Source organism: Streptomyces sp. NPDC103540 (assembly GCF_055584445.1).
Genome location: NZ_JBVJMA010000012.1, coordinates 258,946 through 271,704, shown reverse-complemented (window position 1 = coordinate 271,704; position 12,759 = coordinate 258,946). Strand labels below are relative to the sequence as shown.

Here is a 12,759-nt window from a genome sequence, read left to right as displayed (position 1 = left end):
GCGGCCAGGACGGCGTAGTCACCGCAGCCCGGGCACCAGCGGACCTCCTGGTCCGACTTGAAGTCCTTCATGGACTGCTTCGCCTCGGCCTTGGGGACCAGGGACAGCAGGGTGGGAGCGTCCGTCACCTCAGTCATTGATGGCCTCCTTGAGAACCGTCGCGAGCTGCTCCGCCTTGAAGGGCATGCCGTTCACCTGGTTGTACGACCGCGCGTCGACCAGGTACTTCGCCCGGATCAAGGTGGCGAGCTGTCCGAGGTTCATCTCGGGCACCACTACCTTGTCGTAACGCTCCAGGACCTCCCCCAGATTCCTCGGGAAGGGGTTGAGGTGGCGCAGGTGGGCCTGGGCGATGGCCTCCCCCGCCGCGCGCAGCCGGCGGACCGCCGCGGTGATCGGGCCGTAGGTCGATCCCCACCCCAGGACCAGGGTGCGGGCGCCGTCGGGGTCGTCGACCTGGAGGTCGGGGACCTCGATGCCGTCGATCTTGGCCTGGCGGGTGCGGACCATGAAGTCGTGGTTGGCGGGGTCGTAGGAGATGTTTCCGGTGCCGTCCTGCTTCTCGATGCCGCCGATGCGGTGTTCGAGGCCGGGGGTGCCGGGCACCGCCCACGGACGGGCCAGGGTCTGAGCGTCCCGCTTGTAGGGCCAGAACACCTCGGTGCCGTCGGCCAGCGTGTGGTTGGGACCCGAGGCGAACTGCACCTTGAGGTCCGGCAGGTCCTCCACGTCCGGGATGCGCCAGGGCTCGGAACCGTTGGCGAGGTAGCCGTCGGAGAGCAGGAAGACCGGGGTCCGGTAGGTCAGGGCGATCCGGGCCGCGTCGAGGGCGGCGTCGAAGCAGTCGGCCGCCGTCTTCGGTGCCACGATCGGGACGGGGGCCTCTCCGTTGCGGCCGTACATGGCCTGGAGGAGGTCGGCCTGCTCGGTCTTGGTGGGCAGGCCGGTGGAGGGGCCGCCGCGCTGGATGTCGACGATCAGCAGCGGCAGCTCCAGGGAGACGGCCAGGCCGATGGTCTCGGACTTCAGGGCCACACCGGGCCCCGAGGTGGTGGTCACGGCGAGGGCGCCGCCGAAGGCGGCTCCCAGGGCGGCGCCGATCCCGGCGATCTCGTCCTCGGCCTGGAAGGTCCGTACGCCGAAGTTCTTGTGCCGGCTCAGCTCGTGCAGGATGTCCGAGGCCGGGGTGATCGGGTACGAGCCCAGGTAGAGCGGCAGGTCCGCCTGCCGGGCCGCGGCGATCAGACCGTAGGACAGGGCCAGGTTCCCCGAGATGTTGCGGTAGGTGCCGGTGGGGAAGGCCCGGGTGGCCGGGGCGACCTCGTAGGAGACGGCGAAGTCCTCGGTGGTCTCGCCGAAGTTCCAGCCGGCGCGGAAGGCGACGATGTTCGCCTCCGCGATGTCGGGCTTCTTCGCGAACTTCTGCCGCAGGAAGCTCTCCGTACCCTCCGTCGGACGGTGGTACATCCAGCTCAGGAGCCCCAGCGCGAACATGTTCTTGCTGCGCTCGGCCTCCTTGCGGGAGAGCCCGAAGTCCTTCAGCGCCTCCACCGTGAGGGTGGTCAGCGGGACCGGGTGCAGGTTGTAGGCGTCCAGCGACCCGTCTTCCAGGGGCGAGGTGGCGTAGCCGACCTTGGCCATGGGGCGCTTGGTGAACTCGTCGGTGTTGACGATGATCTCCGCGCCGCGCGGGACGTCGGCGATGTTGGCCTTCAGGGCGGCCGGGTTCATCGCCACCAGCACGTTCGGCGCGTCGCCGGGGGTGAGGATGTCGTGGTCGGCGAAGTGCAGCTGGAACGAGGACACGCCCGGCAGGGTTCCGGCGGGGGCGCGGATCTCGGCGGGGAAGTTCGGGAGCGTCGAGAGGTCGTTGCCGAAGGACGCCGTCTCCGAGGTGAAACGGTCACCCGTCAGCTGCATGCCGTCACCCGAGTCACCCGCGAAACGGATGATCACGCGGTCGACGCGGCGGATTTCCTTGTCGGCTCCACCCGGCTGGGGCGCGGTGCGCTGCTCGCCGATGGACCCTCCGGCCCCATCGGCCTGCTCGGCCGGAGTACTGACCTGGCTGGTCACTGAACTGGACCTCCTTCGAGGCGTGGGCGCTCGTTCCCAAGGCCAACCCTACGTCCGCGAGGATGTTCGTCCCTGGGCCGCCCGCATTCTGGACCGCCCGTCCAAGGGGCGGTCTGTCCGACAGACGTCGTGCTCTACACGGAAACTTCCAAACCCCCCGGTGGTCACCCCGAAGGTGACCACCGCGCCTTGCCCGACGGGCCCTACCTGACAGAGTGTCAGTCGATCAGGACTTCAGATAGGTGAGGACCGCCAGTACACGCCGGTGATCCCCGTCACTCGGGGACAGCCCCAGCTTCATGAAGATGTTGCTGACGTGCTTCTCCACCGCCCCGTCGCTCACCACGAGCTGCTTGGCCACCGCCGAGTTCGTGCGCCCCTCGGCCATCAGGCCCAGCACCTCGCGCTCGCGCGGCGTCAGACCGGCCAGCACGTCCTGCTTCCGGCTGCGCCCGAGCAGCTGCGCCACGACCTCCGGGTCCAGCGCCGTACCGCCCCGCGCCACGCGCACCACGGCGTCCAGGAACTCTCGGACCTCGGCCACGCGGTCCTTCAGCAGATACCCCACCCCGGTGGTGGATCCGGCCAGCAGTTCGGTGGCGTACTGCTCTTCCACGTACTGCGACAGCACGAGCACGCCTATGCCGGGGTGATCGCGCCGCAGCCGGACGGCCGCCCGTACGCCCTCGTCCGTGTGCGTCGGGGGCATCCGTACGTCGGCCACCACCACGTCGGGCAGCAGGTCCTCCGCCGCCAGGTCCGCCACCGTCTTGATCAGGGCTTCCGCGTCCCCGACGCCCGCCACGACGTCATGCCCCCGGTCGGTCAGCAGCCGGGTCAGGCCCTCACGGAGCAACACCGAGTCCTCGGCGATGACCACCCGCACCCTGTCTTCCACGTTCAGCAGCTCCCCGTCCACTCGTCGTGCGCGACCCGCTCGGCGGCGGGTCGTGCCTGGCAGAGCCAAGCATCCCAGCTCGACGCGCGCTGGAGGCGCAGTCCCGGCCAACACGTGGGTGGTCGGAGCGAGTTTCGGATGTCCGAGGAGCGTCGGGGCGCTTTTCGGGGCGCGGCGGCCCCGCCGGAGGTCAGTCGCGCCAGGGCAGCTCGGCCGTCACCAGCGTGCCCGCGCCGGCGGGGGAGTCCACCAGCAGGACGCCGTCGACCGCGTCCAGCCGCTCCGTCAGCCCCGCCAGACCGCTGCCGCCGGCCGGATCGGCCCCGCCCCTGCCGTCGTCGGCGACCTGGATCAGCAGCCGCCCGCCGGAGCGCCACACGTCCACGCTCGCGGTCCGGGCCCGGGCGTGCTTGCTGACGTTCTGGAGCAGTTCCGAGACGGTGAAGTAGGCGATCCCCTCGATCGCGGCCGCCGGCCTGGCCGGCAGGTCCACCGACACCTTCACCGGAACGACGCACCGCGAGGCCACCGAGGACAGGGCCGCGTCCAGCCCCCGGTCGGTGAGGACCGCCGGGTGGATGCCGCGCGCCAGGTCCCGCAGCTCCCGCAGGGCGAGCTTCACCTCGCCGTGCGCCTCGTCCACCATCCGGGAGGCGGCCCGCGGGTCCTCCGTCATCTTCTCCTTCGCCAACCCCAGGTCCATGGCCAGCGCCACCAGCCGGGCCTGGGCCCCGTCGTGCAGGTCCCGCTCGATGCGCCGCAGGTCGGCGGCGGCCGTGTCCACGACCACGCCCCGGTCGGACTCCAGCTCCCGCACCCGGCTGTCCAGCCGCGACGGCCCCAGCAGCGAGGTCACCAGCAGTCGGTCCACCGAGGTCAGCGCACGGATCACCCACGGGGTGACGAGCGTGAGGGCGGCGCCCAGCAGACAGGTCCCGGCGATGCTCAGCGGGGCGTCCAGGTAGAAGGAGTAGTCGCCGTTCTGGAACAGCTGGAGGCCCGGCTGGTTCGTGAAGGCCGGGAAGACCCAGAAGTACAGCGGGTACAGCAGGCTCGCCCACCCGGTGGCCCACAGGGTCAGGGCCAGCGAGAAGGTGAACACCGCCCACGGGAAGTGGACCACCGAGTACAGCACGTGCCGCCAGGCGCTCCCGCTCCGGAGCATCGCGCCCATCGTGGCCATCGCCCCCGACTTCCCGGCCCCGACCGGTGCCGGTGTCGCCACCGCCGCCCCCAGCAGGCTCCGCGTCCGGGCCCGCTCCACGTGCCCGAAGCCCCGGCACATCGCCAGTACTCCGAACAGCACCGGCACCCCGACGAAGGTGATCAGCAGCCCGGCGCCCAGGCTCACCCCGGTCACGGCGAGGCAGAAGTAGACCCCGCTCAGCGGCAGGCCGATCAGCAGGTAGCCGAACTCCCGCCAGGTCCGCGCCGCCACGGGTGCCCGCAGCACCGACGTGATCCCCTTGCTCTCACCCATGATCCCGACCCGCCCTTCGCGTCCGTCCCTACGCCACCACCCTGCCGCCCGTCCCTACGCCGCCACCATGCGGCGGGTCGGTCTGCGCGCCCGGGGGTTAACCCCACCCCCCCGCCCGCACCCGGGGCCTGACCGGCGCCCGCCCGGCACCGACCGCGCCGGGCCCCCGCCCGGCCCCGCCCGCGCCCGCTGCCCGCCGCGCAGCGACCGCCTACGCGCGGTCGCGCCACGGCAGCTCCGCCGACACGACCGTGCCCTCCCCCTCCGGGGAGTCCACCGTGAGCACCCCGTCCACCGCCCGCAGCCGCTCCGCCAGCCCCGCCAGTCCCGTACCGCCGGACAGCAGGGCCCCGCCCCGGCCGTCGTCGCCGACCCGCAGCAGGATCCGCCGCCCCGACCGCCACACCTCGACCGTCGCGCCGCGCGCCCCCGCGTGCTTGCTGACGTTCTGGAGCAGCTCCGACACCACGAAGTAGGCGATTCCCTCGATGGCCTCCGCCGGCCGGGCCGGCAGGTCCACCGACACCTTCACCGGCACCAGGCACCGCGAGGCCACCGAGGACAGGGCCGCGTCCAGCCCCCGGTCGGTGAGGACCGCCGGGTGGATGCCGCGCGCCAGGTCCCGCAGCTCCCGCAGGGCGAGCTTCACCTCGCCGTGGGCCTCGTCCACCATGGCCGCCGCCCCCTCCGGGTCCTCCAGCAGCTTCTCCTTCGCGAGACCCAGCCCCATCGCGAGCGCCACCAGCCGGGCCTGGGCCCCGTCGTGCAGGTCCCGCTCGATGCGCCGCAGGTCGGCGGCGGCCGTGTCCACGACCACCCCGCGCCCCGACTCCAGCTCGGCGATCCGCCGCTCCAGCTCGTCCGAGGGGAACAGCAGGCCCCGCACCATCGCCCGGTCGAGGTTCGCGAGCCCGCGCACCACGTAGGGCAGTACGGGCCACAGCACGAACAGGCTCGTCAACGTGACGGTGAAGGTCAGCACCCCCCAGGGCAGCCGGACCACGCCGTACAGCACCGTCCGCCAGGCCACCGGGTCCTTCAGACACGTCCACAGCCAGGGGAAGAACCCCCCGGCCCGGCCCGGCCCGGGCAGCGGCGAGGGCTCCGCCACCCGCAGTCCCAGCAGTGTCCGGGCGCGGGCGCGGGCCAGCCGGCCGAACTGCCGCGAACCCCACAGACCACAGGCGAGCAGGGGCAGCCCGACCGCGGTCACGGACAGGCCTCCGGCGGTCGCCAGCATGAAGATGGTGTAAACAAAACCGATCACCGCCTCCGGCAGATTGCCGAAGAGGTGGGCGATCTCCTTCCACGTGGCCCGGTCGAGCACGGGTCGCACGGGAGGAGGGGCATCGGCTTGATCGTTCACGGTCATGCGGCCCAGCCTGCCAATTCCGCTCCGGCGATGCCATGGGGTGGCCAGGCGCCAGTGAACGGGGGATAACCCCACCCCGTGCGGACCAGGCCCTAGACTCCCGTCCGTACCGGATCAACCAACCCGATCGACCCCGATCGTCGACAGTGGCCGAGGAGCGAGGAACGGACGTGTCCGACCCAACGGTATCGACCGTGACCGTGATCGCCGCGGACTACTTCCGGAGCTATTCGGTCGTCGGCCTGCTCGCGGTCCTCGGCGTGCTCTTCGTCGCCGTGGCCTTCGGCGCCGGCCGTCTGCTGCGGCCCGTCGTGCCGACCCCCGAGAAGCTGCTGACGTACGAATGCGGCGTGGACCCCGTGGGCGAGGGCTGGGCGCACACCCAGGTCCGCTACTACGTGTACGCCTTCCTCTACGTCATCTTCGCCGTCGACTCGATCTTCCTCTTCCCGTGGGCGACGGTGTTCGCCGCCGCCGGTTACGGCGCCACGACCCTCGTGGAGATGTTCGTCTTCCTCGGGTTCCTGGCCGTCGGCCTGCTCTACGCGTACAAGAAGGGCGTCCTCGAATGGACGTGACACCGCAGTCCGCGGCGACGGCGCAGCCCGCCGCGGCAGCCGCGCAGCCCGTGCTCCTCCCCGAACCCAAGCGCCTGGGAGTGCTCTCGCGGCTCGCCCCCGAGCCGATGAAGGTGGTCCTGAACTGGGGCCGCCGCTACAGCCTGTGGGTCTTCAACTTCGGGCTCGCCTGCTGCGCGATCGAGTTCATCGCCGCCTCCATGGCCCGGCACGACTTCATCCGCCTCGGCGTGATCCCCTTCGCGCCGGGACCGCGCCAGGCCGACCTGATGATCGTCTCGGGCACGGTGACGGACAAGATGGCCCCGGCCGTCAAGCGGCTCTACGAGCAGATGCCCGAGCCGAAGTACGTCATCTCCTTCGGCGCCTGCTCGAACTGCGGCGGCCCCTACTGGGACTCGTACTCGGTCACCAAGGGCGTCGACCAGATCATCCCCGTGGACGTCTACGTGCCCGGCTGCCCGCCGCGCCCCGAGGCCCTCCTCCAGGGAATCCTCAAACTGCAGGAGAAGATCGCTCGAGAGTCCCTCGCGGAGCGGTACGCGGCCACGCCTTCCGTTTCCCAGCTCACCAGCGGTCTTGTCGCACCCCCGGCCGCCCTCCCGGGAGCCGGCGCGTGAACCTCTACGACACCCTCCCCGACGGGGCGCCGACGGTCTTCGGAGCCGAAGCCGTCGGCAGCTTCGCGTACGACGTCCTGACGGTCGACGTCCCCGTCGGCTCCTGGATCCCCGCGCTGGAGATCGCCCGCGACAAGCTGGGCTGCACCTACTTCGACTGGCTCAGCGCCGTCGACGAGCCCGGCACCGGATTCCGGATCTGCGCGCACGTCGTCGCCCTGGAGAACCGGCGCGTACGCCGCCTCCTGCTGCGCACCACCGTCCCGCACGCCGCCCCCTCCCTGCCGTCCGCCGTCTGCGTGTACGCGGGGGCCGAGTGGCACGAGCGGGAGACCTTCGAGATGTTCGGCGTGACCTTCACCGACCACCCGAACCTCGTCCCCCTGCTGCTCCCCGAGAACTTCGAGGGGCACCCGCTGCGCAAGGACTTCGTCCTCGCCGCCCGCGTCGCCAAGGCCTGGCCCGGCGCCAAGGAGCCGGGCGAGGCGCACGACCCCGACGCCCCCAAGCGCCGGCAGATGCTGCCGCCGGGCGTACCGGACCCGAACGACTGGGGCCCCCTCAAGGGCCAGCTCCCGCCGGCCCCCGCCCGCCCGGCCCGCACCCCGCGGGCCGCCGCGGGAGCAGCGGGAGCCGCGGCCGGTGAACGCCCGGCCCGACGCCCCCGCCCCGACGCGGCGGCGGGCGGTGCGGCCGGCGAGGCCCCGGCGCGTCCGGTGCGCCGCAGCCGGTCGGTGTCGGAGGGCTCGGCCAGTCAGGCCGCCGCGGCCCCGGCCGAGGGCGCGGCCCCCGCCGGCGAGGCCCCGGCGCGTCCGGTGCGGCGCAGCCGGTCGGCCTCCGAGGGCTCGGCCAGTCAGGCCGCGCCCCCCGCGACCCCGACGCAGCCGACGGAGCCGACGGAGCCGACCGCTCCGGCGGACCCGGCCGGCGGGCCCGAGGCGCCCGCGCCCCGACGGACCGCGCCGCGCAGCGCCGACGCGCCCTGGCACAACCCGACCCCCGCCTTCGAGGAGGCCGCGGCCGCGCCCCCGGACCCGACACCCGGGCCCGACGCCGGAAGCGAGCCGAAGCCGGAGCCCGAGCCGAAGCCGGTGCCCGGGCCGGAGCCCGAGCCGAAGGCCGCCCCGGCGCCCGACACCGAGACCGACCCGAAGACCGACCCCAACACCACCGGAGGCGACGCGTGAACGACGTCCTCGACGTCGCCCTGCGACTGATCGTCGTCTTCGCCGTCTTCCTCGTGTTCCCGCTCGTCGTCGGGCAGGCCGAGCACAAGGTGATGGCGCACATGCAGGGCCGCCTCGGCCCCATGTACGCGGGCGGCTTCCACGGCTGGGCCCAGCTCGTCGCGGACGGCGTGAAGTTCGCGCAGAAGGAGGACATCGTCCCGGCCGAGGCCGACCGGCGCATCTTCCAGCTCGCCCCCGCCGTCGCGCTCCTGCCCTACCTCCTCGTCCTCCTCGCCATCCCCATCGGCCCGGGCGAGGGAGCCGTCGGCCAGGTCATCGACGCCGGTCTGTTCTTCGCGCTCGCCGTCATGGGCGTCGGCGTCCTCGGCAGCCTCATGGGCGGCTGGGCCTCCGCGAACAAGTTCTCCCTGCTCGGCGGCCTGCGCACGGCCGCCCAGCTGCTCGCCTACGAGCTTCCGATGCTGCTCACCGCGGCCTCCGTGGCGATGGCCGCCGGGACCGTGTCCCTGCCCGGCATCGTCGAGGCGTTCGAGTGGTGGTGGCTGCCCTGGCAGATCGTCGGCGCGCTGGTCTTCTTCACCGCGGGCCTCGCCGAGCTGCAGCGGCCCCCCTTCGACATGCCCGTCGCCGACTCCGAGATCATCTTCGGCGCGTACACCGAGTACACCGGCCTGCGCTTCGCGCTGTTCCTGCTCGCCGAGTACGCCGGCATCGTCGTCCTGTGCGCCCTGACCACCGTCCTGTTCCTCGGCGGCTGGCACGGACCCTTCGGCGGTGACGACCTCGCCTGGGTCTGGACCCTCCTGAAGATCGCGGTCCTGGCCTTCGTGGTCATCTGGCTGCGCGTGAGCTACCCCCGCCTGCGCGAGGACCAGCTCCAGAAGCTCGCCTGGACCGTACTCATCCCCCTCGCGCTCGCCCAGATCGCGCTGACCGGCATCGTGAAGGTGGCGATCCAGTAATGCCCCCGATCCCTGGTTCCGGCCTGGCCAAGGGCCTGGCCGTCACCCTGCGCACCATGACCCGGCGGGCCCACACCGCCCAGTACCCCGAGGTGCAGCCCGAGCTCCCGCCCCGCACCCGCGGGGTCATCGGCCTGTTCGAGGAGAACTGCACGGTCTGCATGCTGTGCGCCCGCGAGTGCCCCGACTGGTGCATCTACATCGACTCCCACAAGGAGACGGTGCCCGCCGCCACCCCCGGCGGTCGCGAACGCAGCCGCAACGTGCTGGACCGCTTCGCCATCGACTTCTCCCTCTGCATGTACTGCGGCATCTGCATCGAGGTGTGCCCCTTCGACGCCCTCTTCTGGTCGCCGGAGTTCGAGTACGCGGAGACCGACATCCACGAGCTGACCCACGAGCGCGACAAGCTGCGCGAGTGGATGTGGACCGTGCCGGCCCCGCCCGCCCTGGACCCGGCCGCCGAGGAACCCAAGGAGATCGCCGCCGCCCGCAAGGCCGTGGAGAAGGCCGAGACGGCCGCCGCGGCGGCAGCGGCCGCTGCCGCCGCCGACACCGGGGCGAGTGCCGCCGGCGACACCCCGGCGGGAGACGACGCCTGATGCACCCCGTCCACCACCTCGCCGCGACGGCGGGCACCGGTCCCGGATTCCTCTCCCCGACCGGCGTCGAGATCGCCTTCCTCCTCGTCGGCCTCGCCACCCTCGGCGCCGCCGTCATCACCGTCACCACCCGGCAGCTCGTGCACGCCGCCCTGTGGCTGGTCGTCGCGCTCGGCGGGATCGCCGTCGAGTACCTGCTGCTGACCGCCGAGTTCATCGCATGGGTCCAGGTACTGATCTACCTGGGCTCCGTGGTCGTCCTGCTCCTGTTCGGACTGATGCTCACCAAGGCCCCCATCGGCCGCTCCCCGGACGCCGACTCCGGCAACCGGTGGGTGGCCCTCGGCGTGGCCGTCGTCGCCGGACTGTCGCTCGTCTGGGTCGTCGTCGACGCCTTCCGCACCACCTGGATCGACCTCGACGGACCCGCCCAGGGCTCCACCAAGGTCACCGGCGAGATGCTCTTCCAGCACTGGGTGCTGCCCTTCGAGGCGCTGTCCGTGCTGCTCCTCGCGGCCCTGATCGGCGCCATCGTGCTCTCCCGCAGGAACACCCCCGCCGAGGACGCCGCCGACGCCGCCGCCCGCTCCGGCGACCTGAAGGGGCCGCGCTGATGCACCTCGCCTACCCCGCCGTCCTGGCGGCCCTGCTCTTCGCCACCGGCCTCTACGGGGTCCTGGCCCGCCGCAACGCCATCCTGGTCCTGATGTCCGTCGAGCTGATGCTCAACGCCGTCAACCTCAACCTGGTGGCCTTCGACGTCTGGCTGCGCGACACCCTGCACGCCGGCCAGGCCCTCACCCTCTTCACCATCGCCATCGCCGCCGCCGAGATCGGCATCGGCCTCGCCATCGTGCTGATGGTGTACCGCAACCGGGGCACCTCGGACGTCGACCGCCTGCGCGACACCGCCGAGGGCCACGAGCCCGACCAGACCACTGCCCGGCCGGAGGTCGCCGCGTGAGCACCACGACCCTCGCGGTCCTCGTCCCCCTGCTGCCCTTCCTCGGTGCCGTGGCCGGCCTGCTCCTCGGCCGCACCGCGCCCGGCTTCGTCCGCCCCCTGGCGGTCCTGCCGGTCCTGGCCGCCGCCGTCCTCGCCGTCCTCGTCGCCGTCCGCCAGGGCGGGGGCGCGGCCATCGACGCCGCGACCGAACTGACCCCGACCGGCTCCGTCCCCATCGAGCTGGCCTTCCACATCGACGGCTTCGCCGTCCTCGTCGCCGCCCTCGTCGGCGTGGTCGCCACCTGCGTCCAGCTGTACTCGACGGCCTACCTCCGCGAGGACCCGCGCTACCCGTCCTACGCCGCGCTGGTCTCCCTGTTCACCTCCGCCATGCTGCTCGTCGTCTACTCCGGCGACCTGATGGTGCTGCTGGTCGGCTGGGAGATCATGGGCATCTGCTCGTACTTCCTGGTCGGCCACTACTGGGAGACCGAAGCGGCCCGCTCCGCCTCCCTGAAGGCCTTCCTCGTCACCAAGCTCGGCGACGTCCCCTTCCTCATCGGACTCTTCGCGCTCGCCGCCGACGCCGGCTCCTTCCGGATCACCGAGATCCTGGGCACCGTCGCCGCCGGCGGACTCGACCACCCGACGCTGATCGCGCTCCTGCTGCTGGCCGGCGTCGCGGGCAAGTCCGCGCAGTTCCCGCTCCACACCTGGCTGCCCGACGCCATGGCCGGCCCCACCCCCGTCTCCGCGCTCATCCACGCGGCGACGATGGTCGCCGCCGGCGTCTACTTCATCGCCCGCCTCCTGCCGGTCTTCGCGGCCTCGCGCGCCGCCCTCGTCGTCATGGCCGTCATGGCCGCCGTCACGATGATCGGCTCCGGCCTCGCCGCCCTCGCGCAGGACGACGTCAAGCGGGTGCTCGCCTACTCCACCGTCGGCCAGCTCGGCTACATGACCGGCGCGCTCGCCGTCGCCGACCGCGGCGCAGCCGTCTTCCACCTGCTGTCCCACGGCGCTTTCAAGGCGCTCCTCTTCCTCGGCGCGGGCGTGATCATCCACGCCGCCGGGACGAACTCCCTCGCCGCCATGTCCCGCATGGACGGCCTGGCCAAGCGCGTCCCCGACGCCTTCTGGACGATGACCCTCGCGCTGCTCGCGCTCGCCGCGATCCCGCCCTTCGCCGGCTTCTTCTCCAAGGAGGCCGTCCTGGTCGCCGCCGAGGAAGCCGCCGCCGGCCACTCCGCCCTCGCCCCGGGCGCCGCCGGCTGGACCGTCCTCGTCGCCGGCGTCCTGGCGGCCCTGCTCACCGCCGCCTACGCCACCCGGCTGTGGCTCATGGCCTTCCGCGGCCGGGGCGCCGCCGCCCCCGACCACGGCCGCGAACCCCTCGCCATGACCGGCGTGCTGTGGCTCCTGGCCGTCCCGACGCTCGGCTTCGGCCTCGCCGCCGGCCCCCTCGCCGACTGGTTCGACGGCGAGCCCCTCACCCCGACCGTCACCACCTCGCTGCTCGGCACCGGCGCCGCCCTCGTCGGCGTGCTCCTCACCTACGGCCTGTGGCAGCGCGCCGCCGTCCGGGCCGCCGCCGGCGCCCGCGCCGGGACCGGCATCGAGACCGGCGCCACCGCCTCCGCGGCCGCCGCCCGCTCCGCCGCCGAGACCCCGGAGGTCGCCGAGGTGACGCACGAGCACCCCGCCGCCCCGACCGGCCCCGTCGCCGACCCCGGCTTCGCCCTGCTGGGCCCCCTGCACCGGCACGCCGCCGCCGGTTTCCACGTCGACGCCCTCTACGACCGGCTGTTCGTCCGCCCCACCCGGGCCGCCGCCGCACTGGTCCGCTTCCTCGACCGCGAGGTCGTCGAGACGTACGTCCGCGGCGCGGGCGCCGGCCCCCGGCTGCTCGGCGGTCTCGTCCGCCGGGCCCAGACCGGCAACGTGCAGAGCTACCTGAGCGCCCTGCTCGCCGGCGCCGTGGTCCTGGCGATCGCCACCGCCGTATTCGCCAACGTCAACGCCGGATCGTGAGCCGT

Annotated in this window: 12 protein-coding genes and 1 pseudogene; 8 read left to right on the top strand and 5 right to left on the bottom strand. The window is 72.8% G+C overall.

The window, feature by feature from the left end; all coding sequences use genetic code 11:
- From ACZ6ZI_RS28340 to ACZ6ZI_RS28320, 5 genes and pseudogenes are all read right to left on the bottom strand, one after another.
- Positions 1-137: pseudogene (locus ACZ6ZI_RS28340) on the bottom strand (2-oxoacid:ferredoxin oxidoreductase subunit beta); the annotation flags it as partial.
- Positions 130-2,076 carry a 2-oxoacid:acceptor oxidoreductase subunit alpha gene (locus ACZ6ZI_RS28335; RefSeq protein WP_469525292.1) on the bottom strand — a complete coding sequence of 649 codons (1,947 nt, stop codon included), beginning with the start codon at positions 2,074-2,076 and terminating at the stop codon, positions 130-132. The gene ACZ6ZI_RS28335 and the pseudogene ACZ6ZI_RS28340, both read right to left, overlap by 8 nt.
- A gap of 226 nt (positions 2,077-2,302) precedes the next feature.
- Positions 2,303-2,962 carry a response regulator transcription factor gene (locus ACZ6ZI_RS28330; protein ID WP_363060217.1) on the bottom strand — a complete coding sequence of 220 codons (660 nt, stop codon included), beginning with the start codon at positions 2,960-2,962 and terminating at the stop codon, positions 2,303-2,305.
- Positions 2,963-3,164: 202 nt separating this feature from the next.
- The gene (locus ACZ6ZI_RS28325) at positions 3,165-4,454 is read right to left on the bottom strand and encodes a sensor histidine kinase (protein WP_469525291.1); all 1,290 of its coding nucleotides are present in this window, start codon (positions 4,452-4,454) and stop codon (positions 3,165-3,167) included.
- Positions 4,455-4,665: 211 nt separating this feature from the next.
- Positions 4,666-5,826 (bottom strand): sensor histidine kinase, encoded by a 1,161-nt coding sequence (locus tag ACZ6ZI_RS28320; protein ID WP_469525289.1) that lies wholly within the window; start codon positions 5,824-5,826, stop codon positions 4,666-4,668.
- A 170-nt stretch (positions 5,827-5,996) separates the two neighbouring features.
- Between ACZ6ZI_RS28320 and ACZ6ZI_RS28315 the strand changes: the two genes are divergently transcribed.
- The 8 genes from ACZ6ZI_RS28315 to ACZ6ZI_RS28280 are packed head-to-tail and all read left to right on the top strand — an operon-like array spanning position 5,997 to position 12,754.
- Complete coding sequence (locus ACZ6ZI_RS28315) at positions 5,997-6,404, top strand: NADH-quinone oxidoreductase subunit A (RefSeq protein WP_363060038.1); 408 nt, start codon at positions 5,997-5,999, stop codon at positions 6,402-6,404.
- Entirely contained in the window at positions 6,395-7,024 is a 630-nt protein-coding gene (locus ACZ6ZI_RS28310) for an NADH-quinone oxidoreductase subunit B (protein WP_469525287.1), read from the top strand. Before ACZ6ZI_RS28315 ends, ACZ6ZI_RS28310 begins: the two co-directional genes overlap by 10 nt.
- Positions 7,021-8,211 (top strand): NADH-quinone oxidoreductase subunit C, encoded by a 1,191-nt coding sequence (locus tag ACZ6ZI_RS28305; protein WP_469525284.1) that lies wholly within the window; start codon positions 7,021-7,023, stop codon positions 8,209-8,211. The genes ACZ6ZI_RS28310 and ACZ6ZI_RS28305 overlap by 4 nt, the downstream gene beginning before the upstream one ends.
- Entirely contained in the window at positions 8,208-9,176 is a 969-nt protein-coding gene (locus tag ACZ6ZI_RS28300; protein WP_363060044.1) for a complex I subunit 1/NuoH family protein, read from the top strand. Before ACZ6ZI_RS28305 ends, ACZ6ZI_RS28300 begins: the two co-directional genes overlap by 4 nt.
- Positions 9,176-9,778, top strand: a complete 603-nt coding sequence (locus ACZ6ZI_RS28295) for a NuoI/complex I 23 kDa subunit family protein (RefSeq protein WP_469525280.1) — start codon at positions 9,176-9,178, stop codon at positions 9,776-9,778. Before ACZ6ZI_RS28300 ends, ACZ6ZI_RS28295 begins: the two co-directional genes overlap by 1 nt.
- A complete protein-coding gene (locus ACZ6ZI_RS28290) occupies positions 9,778-10,392 on the top strand; it encodes an NADH-quinone oxidoreductase subunit J family protein (protein ID WP_363060048.1) in 615 nt (204 codons plus the stop codon). Before ACZ6ZI_RS28295 ends, ACZ6ZI_RS28290 begins: the two co-directional genes overlap by 1 nt.
- On the top strand, positions 10,392-10,742 hold the full coding sequence (gene nuoK, locus ACZ6ZI_RS28285) for an NADH-quinone oxidoreductase subunit NuoK (protein WP_363060050.1): 351 nt from the start codon (positions 10,392-10,394) through the stop codon (positions 10,740-10,742). Before ACZ6ZI_RS28290 ends, nuoK begins: the two co-directional genes overlap by 1 nt.
- Complete coding sequence (locus tag ACZ6ZI_RS28280; RefSeq protein ID WP_469525277.1) at positions 10,739-12,754, top strand: NADH-quinone oxidoreductase subunit 5 family protein; 2,016 nt, start codon at positions 10,739-10,741, stop codon at positions 12,752-12,754. Before nuoK ends, ACZ6ZI_RS28280 begins: the two co-directional genes overlap by 4 nt.
- Positions 12,755-12,759: the final 5 nt, after the last annotated feature.

What these genes read in the sequence shown, in the direction of transcription:
- ACZ6ZI_RS28325 (WP_469525291.1), bottom strand. Translation starts at nt 4,454, where the DNA reads ATGGGTGAGAGCAAGGGGATCACGTCGGTGCTGCGGGCACCCGTGGCG.
- ACZ6ZI_RS28320 (WP_469525289.1), bottom strand. Translation starts at nt 5,826, where the DNA reads ATGACCGTGAACGATCAAGCCGATGCCCCTCCTCCCGTGCGACCCGTG.
- ACZ6ZI_RS28310 (WP_469525287.1), top strand. Translation starts at nt 6,395, where the DNA reads ATGGACGTGACACCGCAGTCCGCGGCGACGGCGCAGCCCGCCGCGGCA.
- ACZ6ZI_RS28295 (WP_469525280.1), top strand. Translation starts at nt 9,176, where the DNA reads ATGCCCCCGATCCCTGGTTCCGGCCTGGCCAAGGGCCTGGCCGTCACC.
- ACZ6ZI_RS28290 (WP_363060048.1), top strand. Translation starts at nt 9,778, where the DNA reads ATGCACCCCGTCCACCACCTCGCCGCGACGGCGGGCACCGGTCCCGGA.
- nuoK (WP_363060050.1), top strand. Translation starts at nt 10,392, where the DNA reads ATGCACCTCGCCTACCCCGCCGTCCTGGCGGCCCTGCTCTTCGCCACC.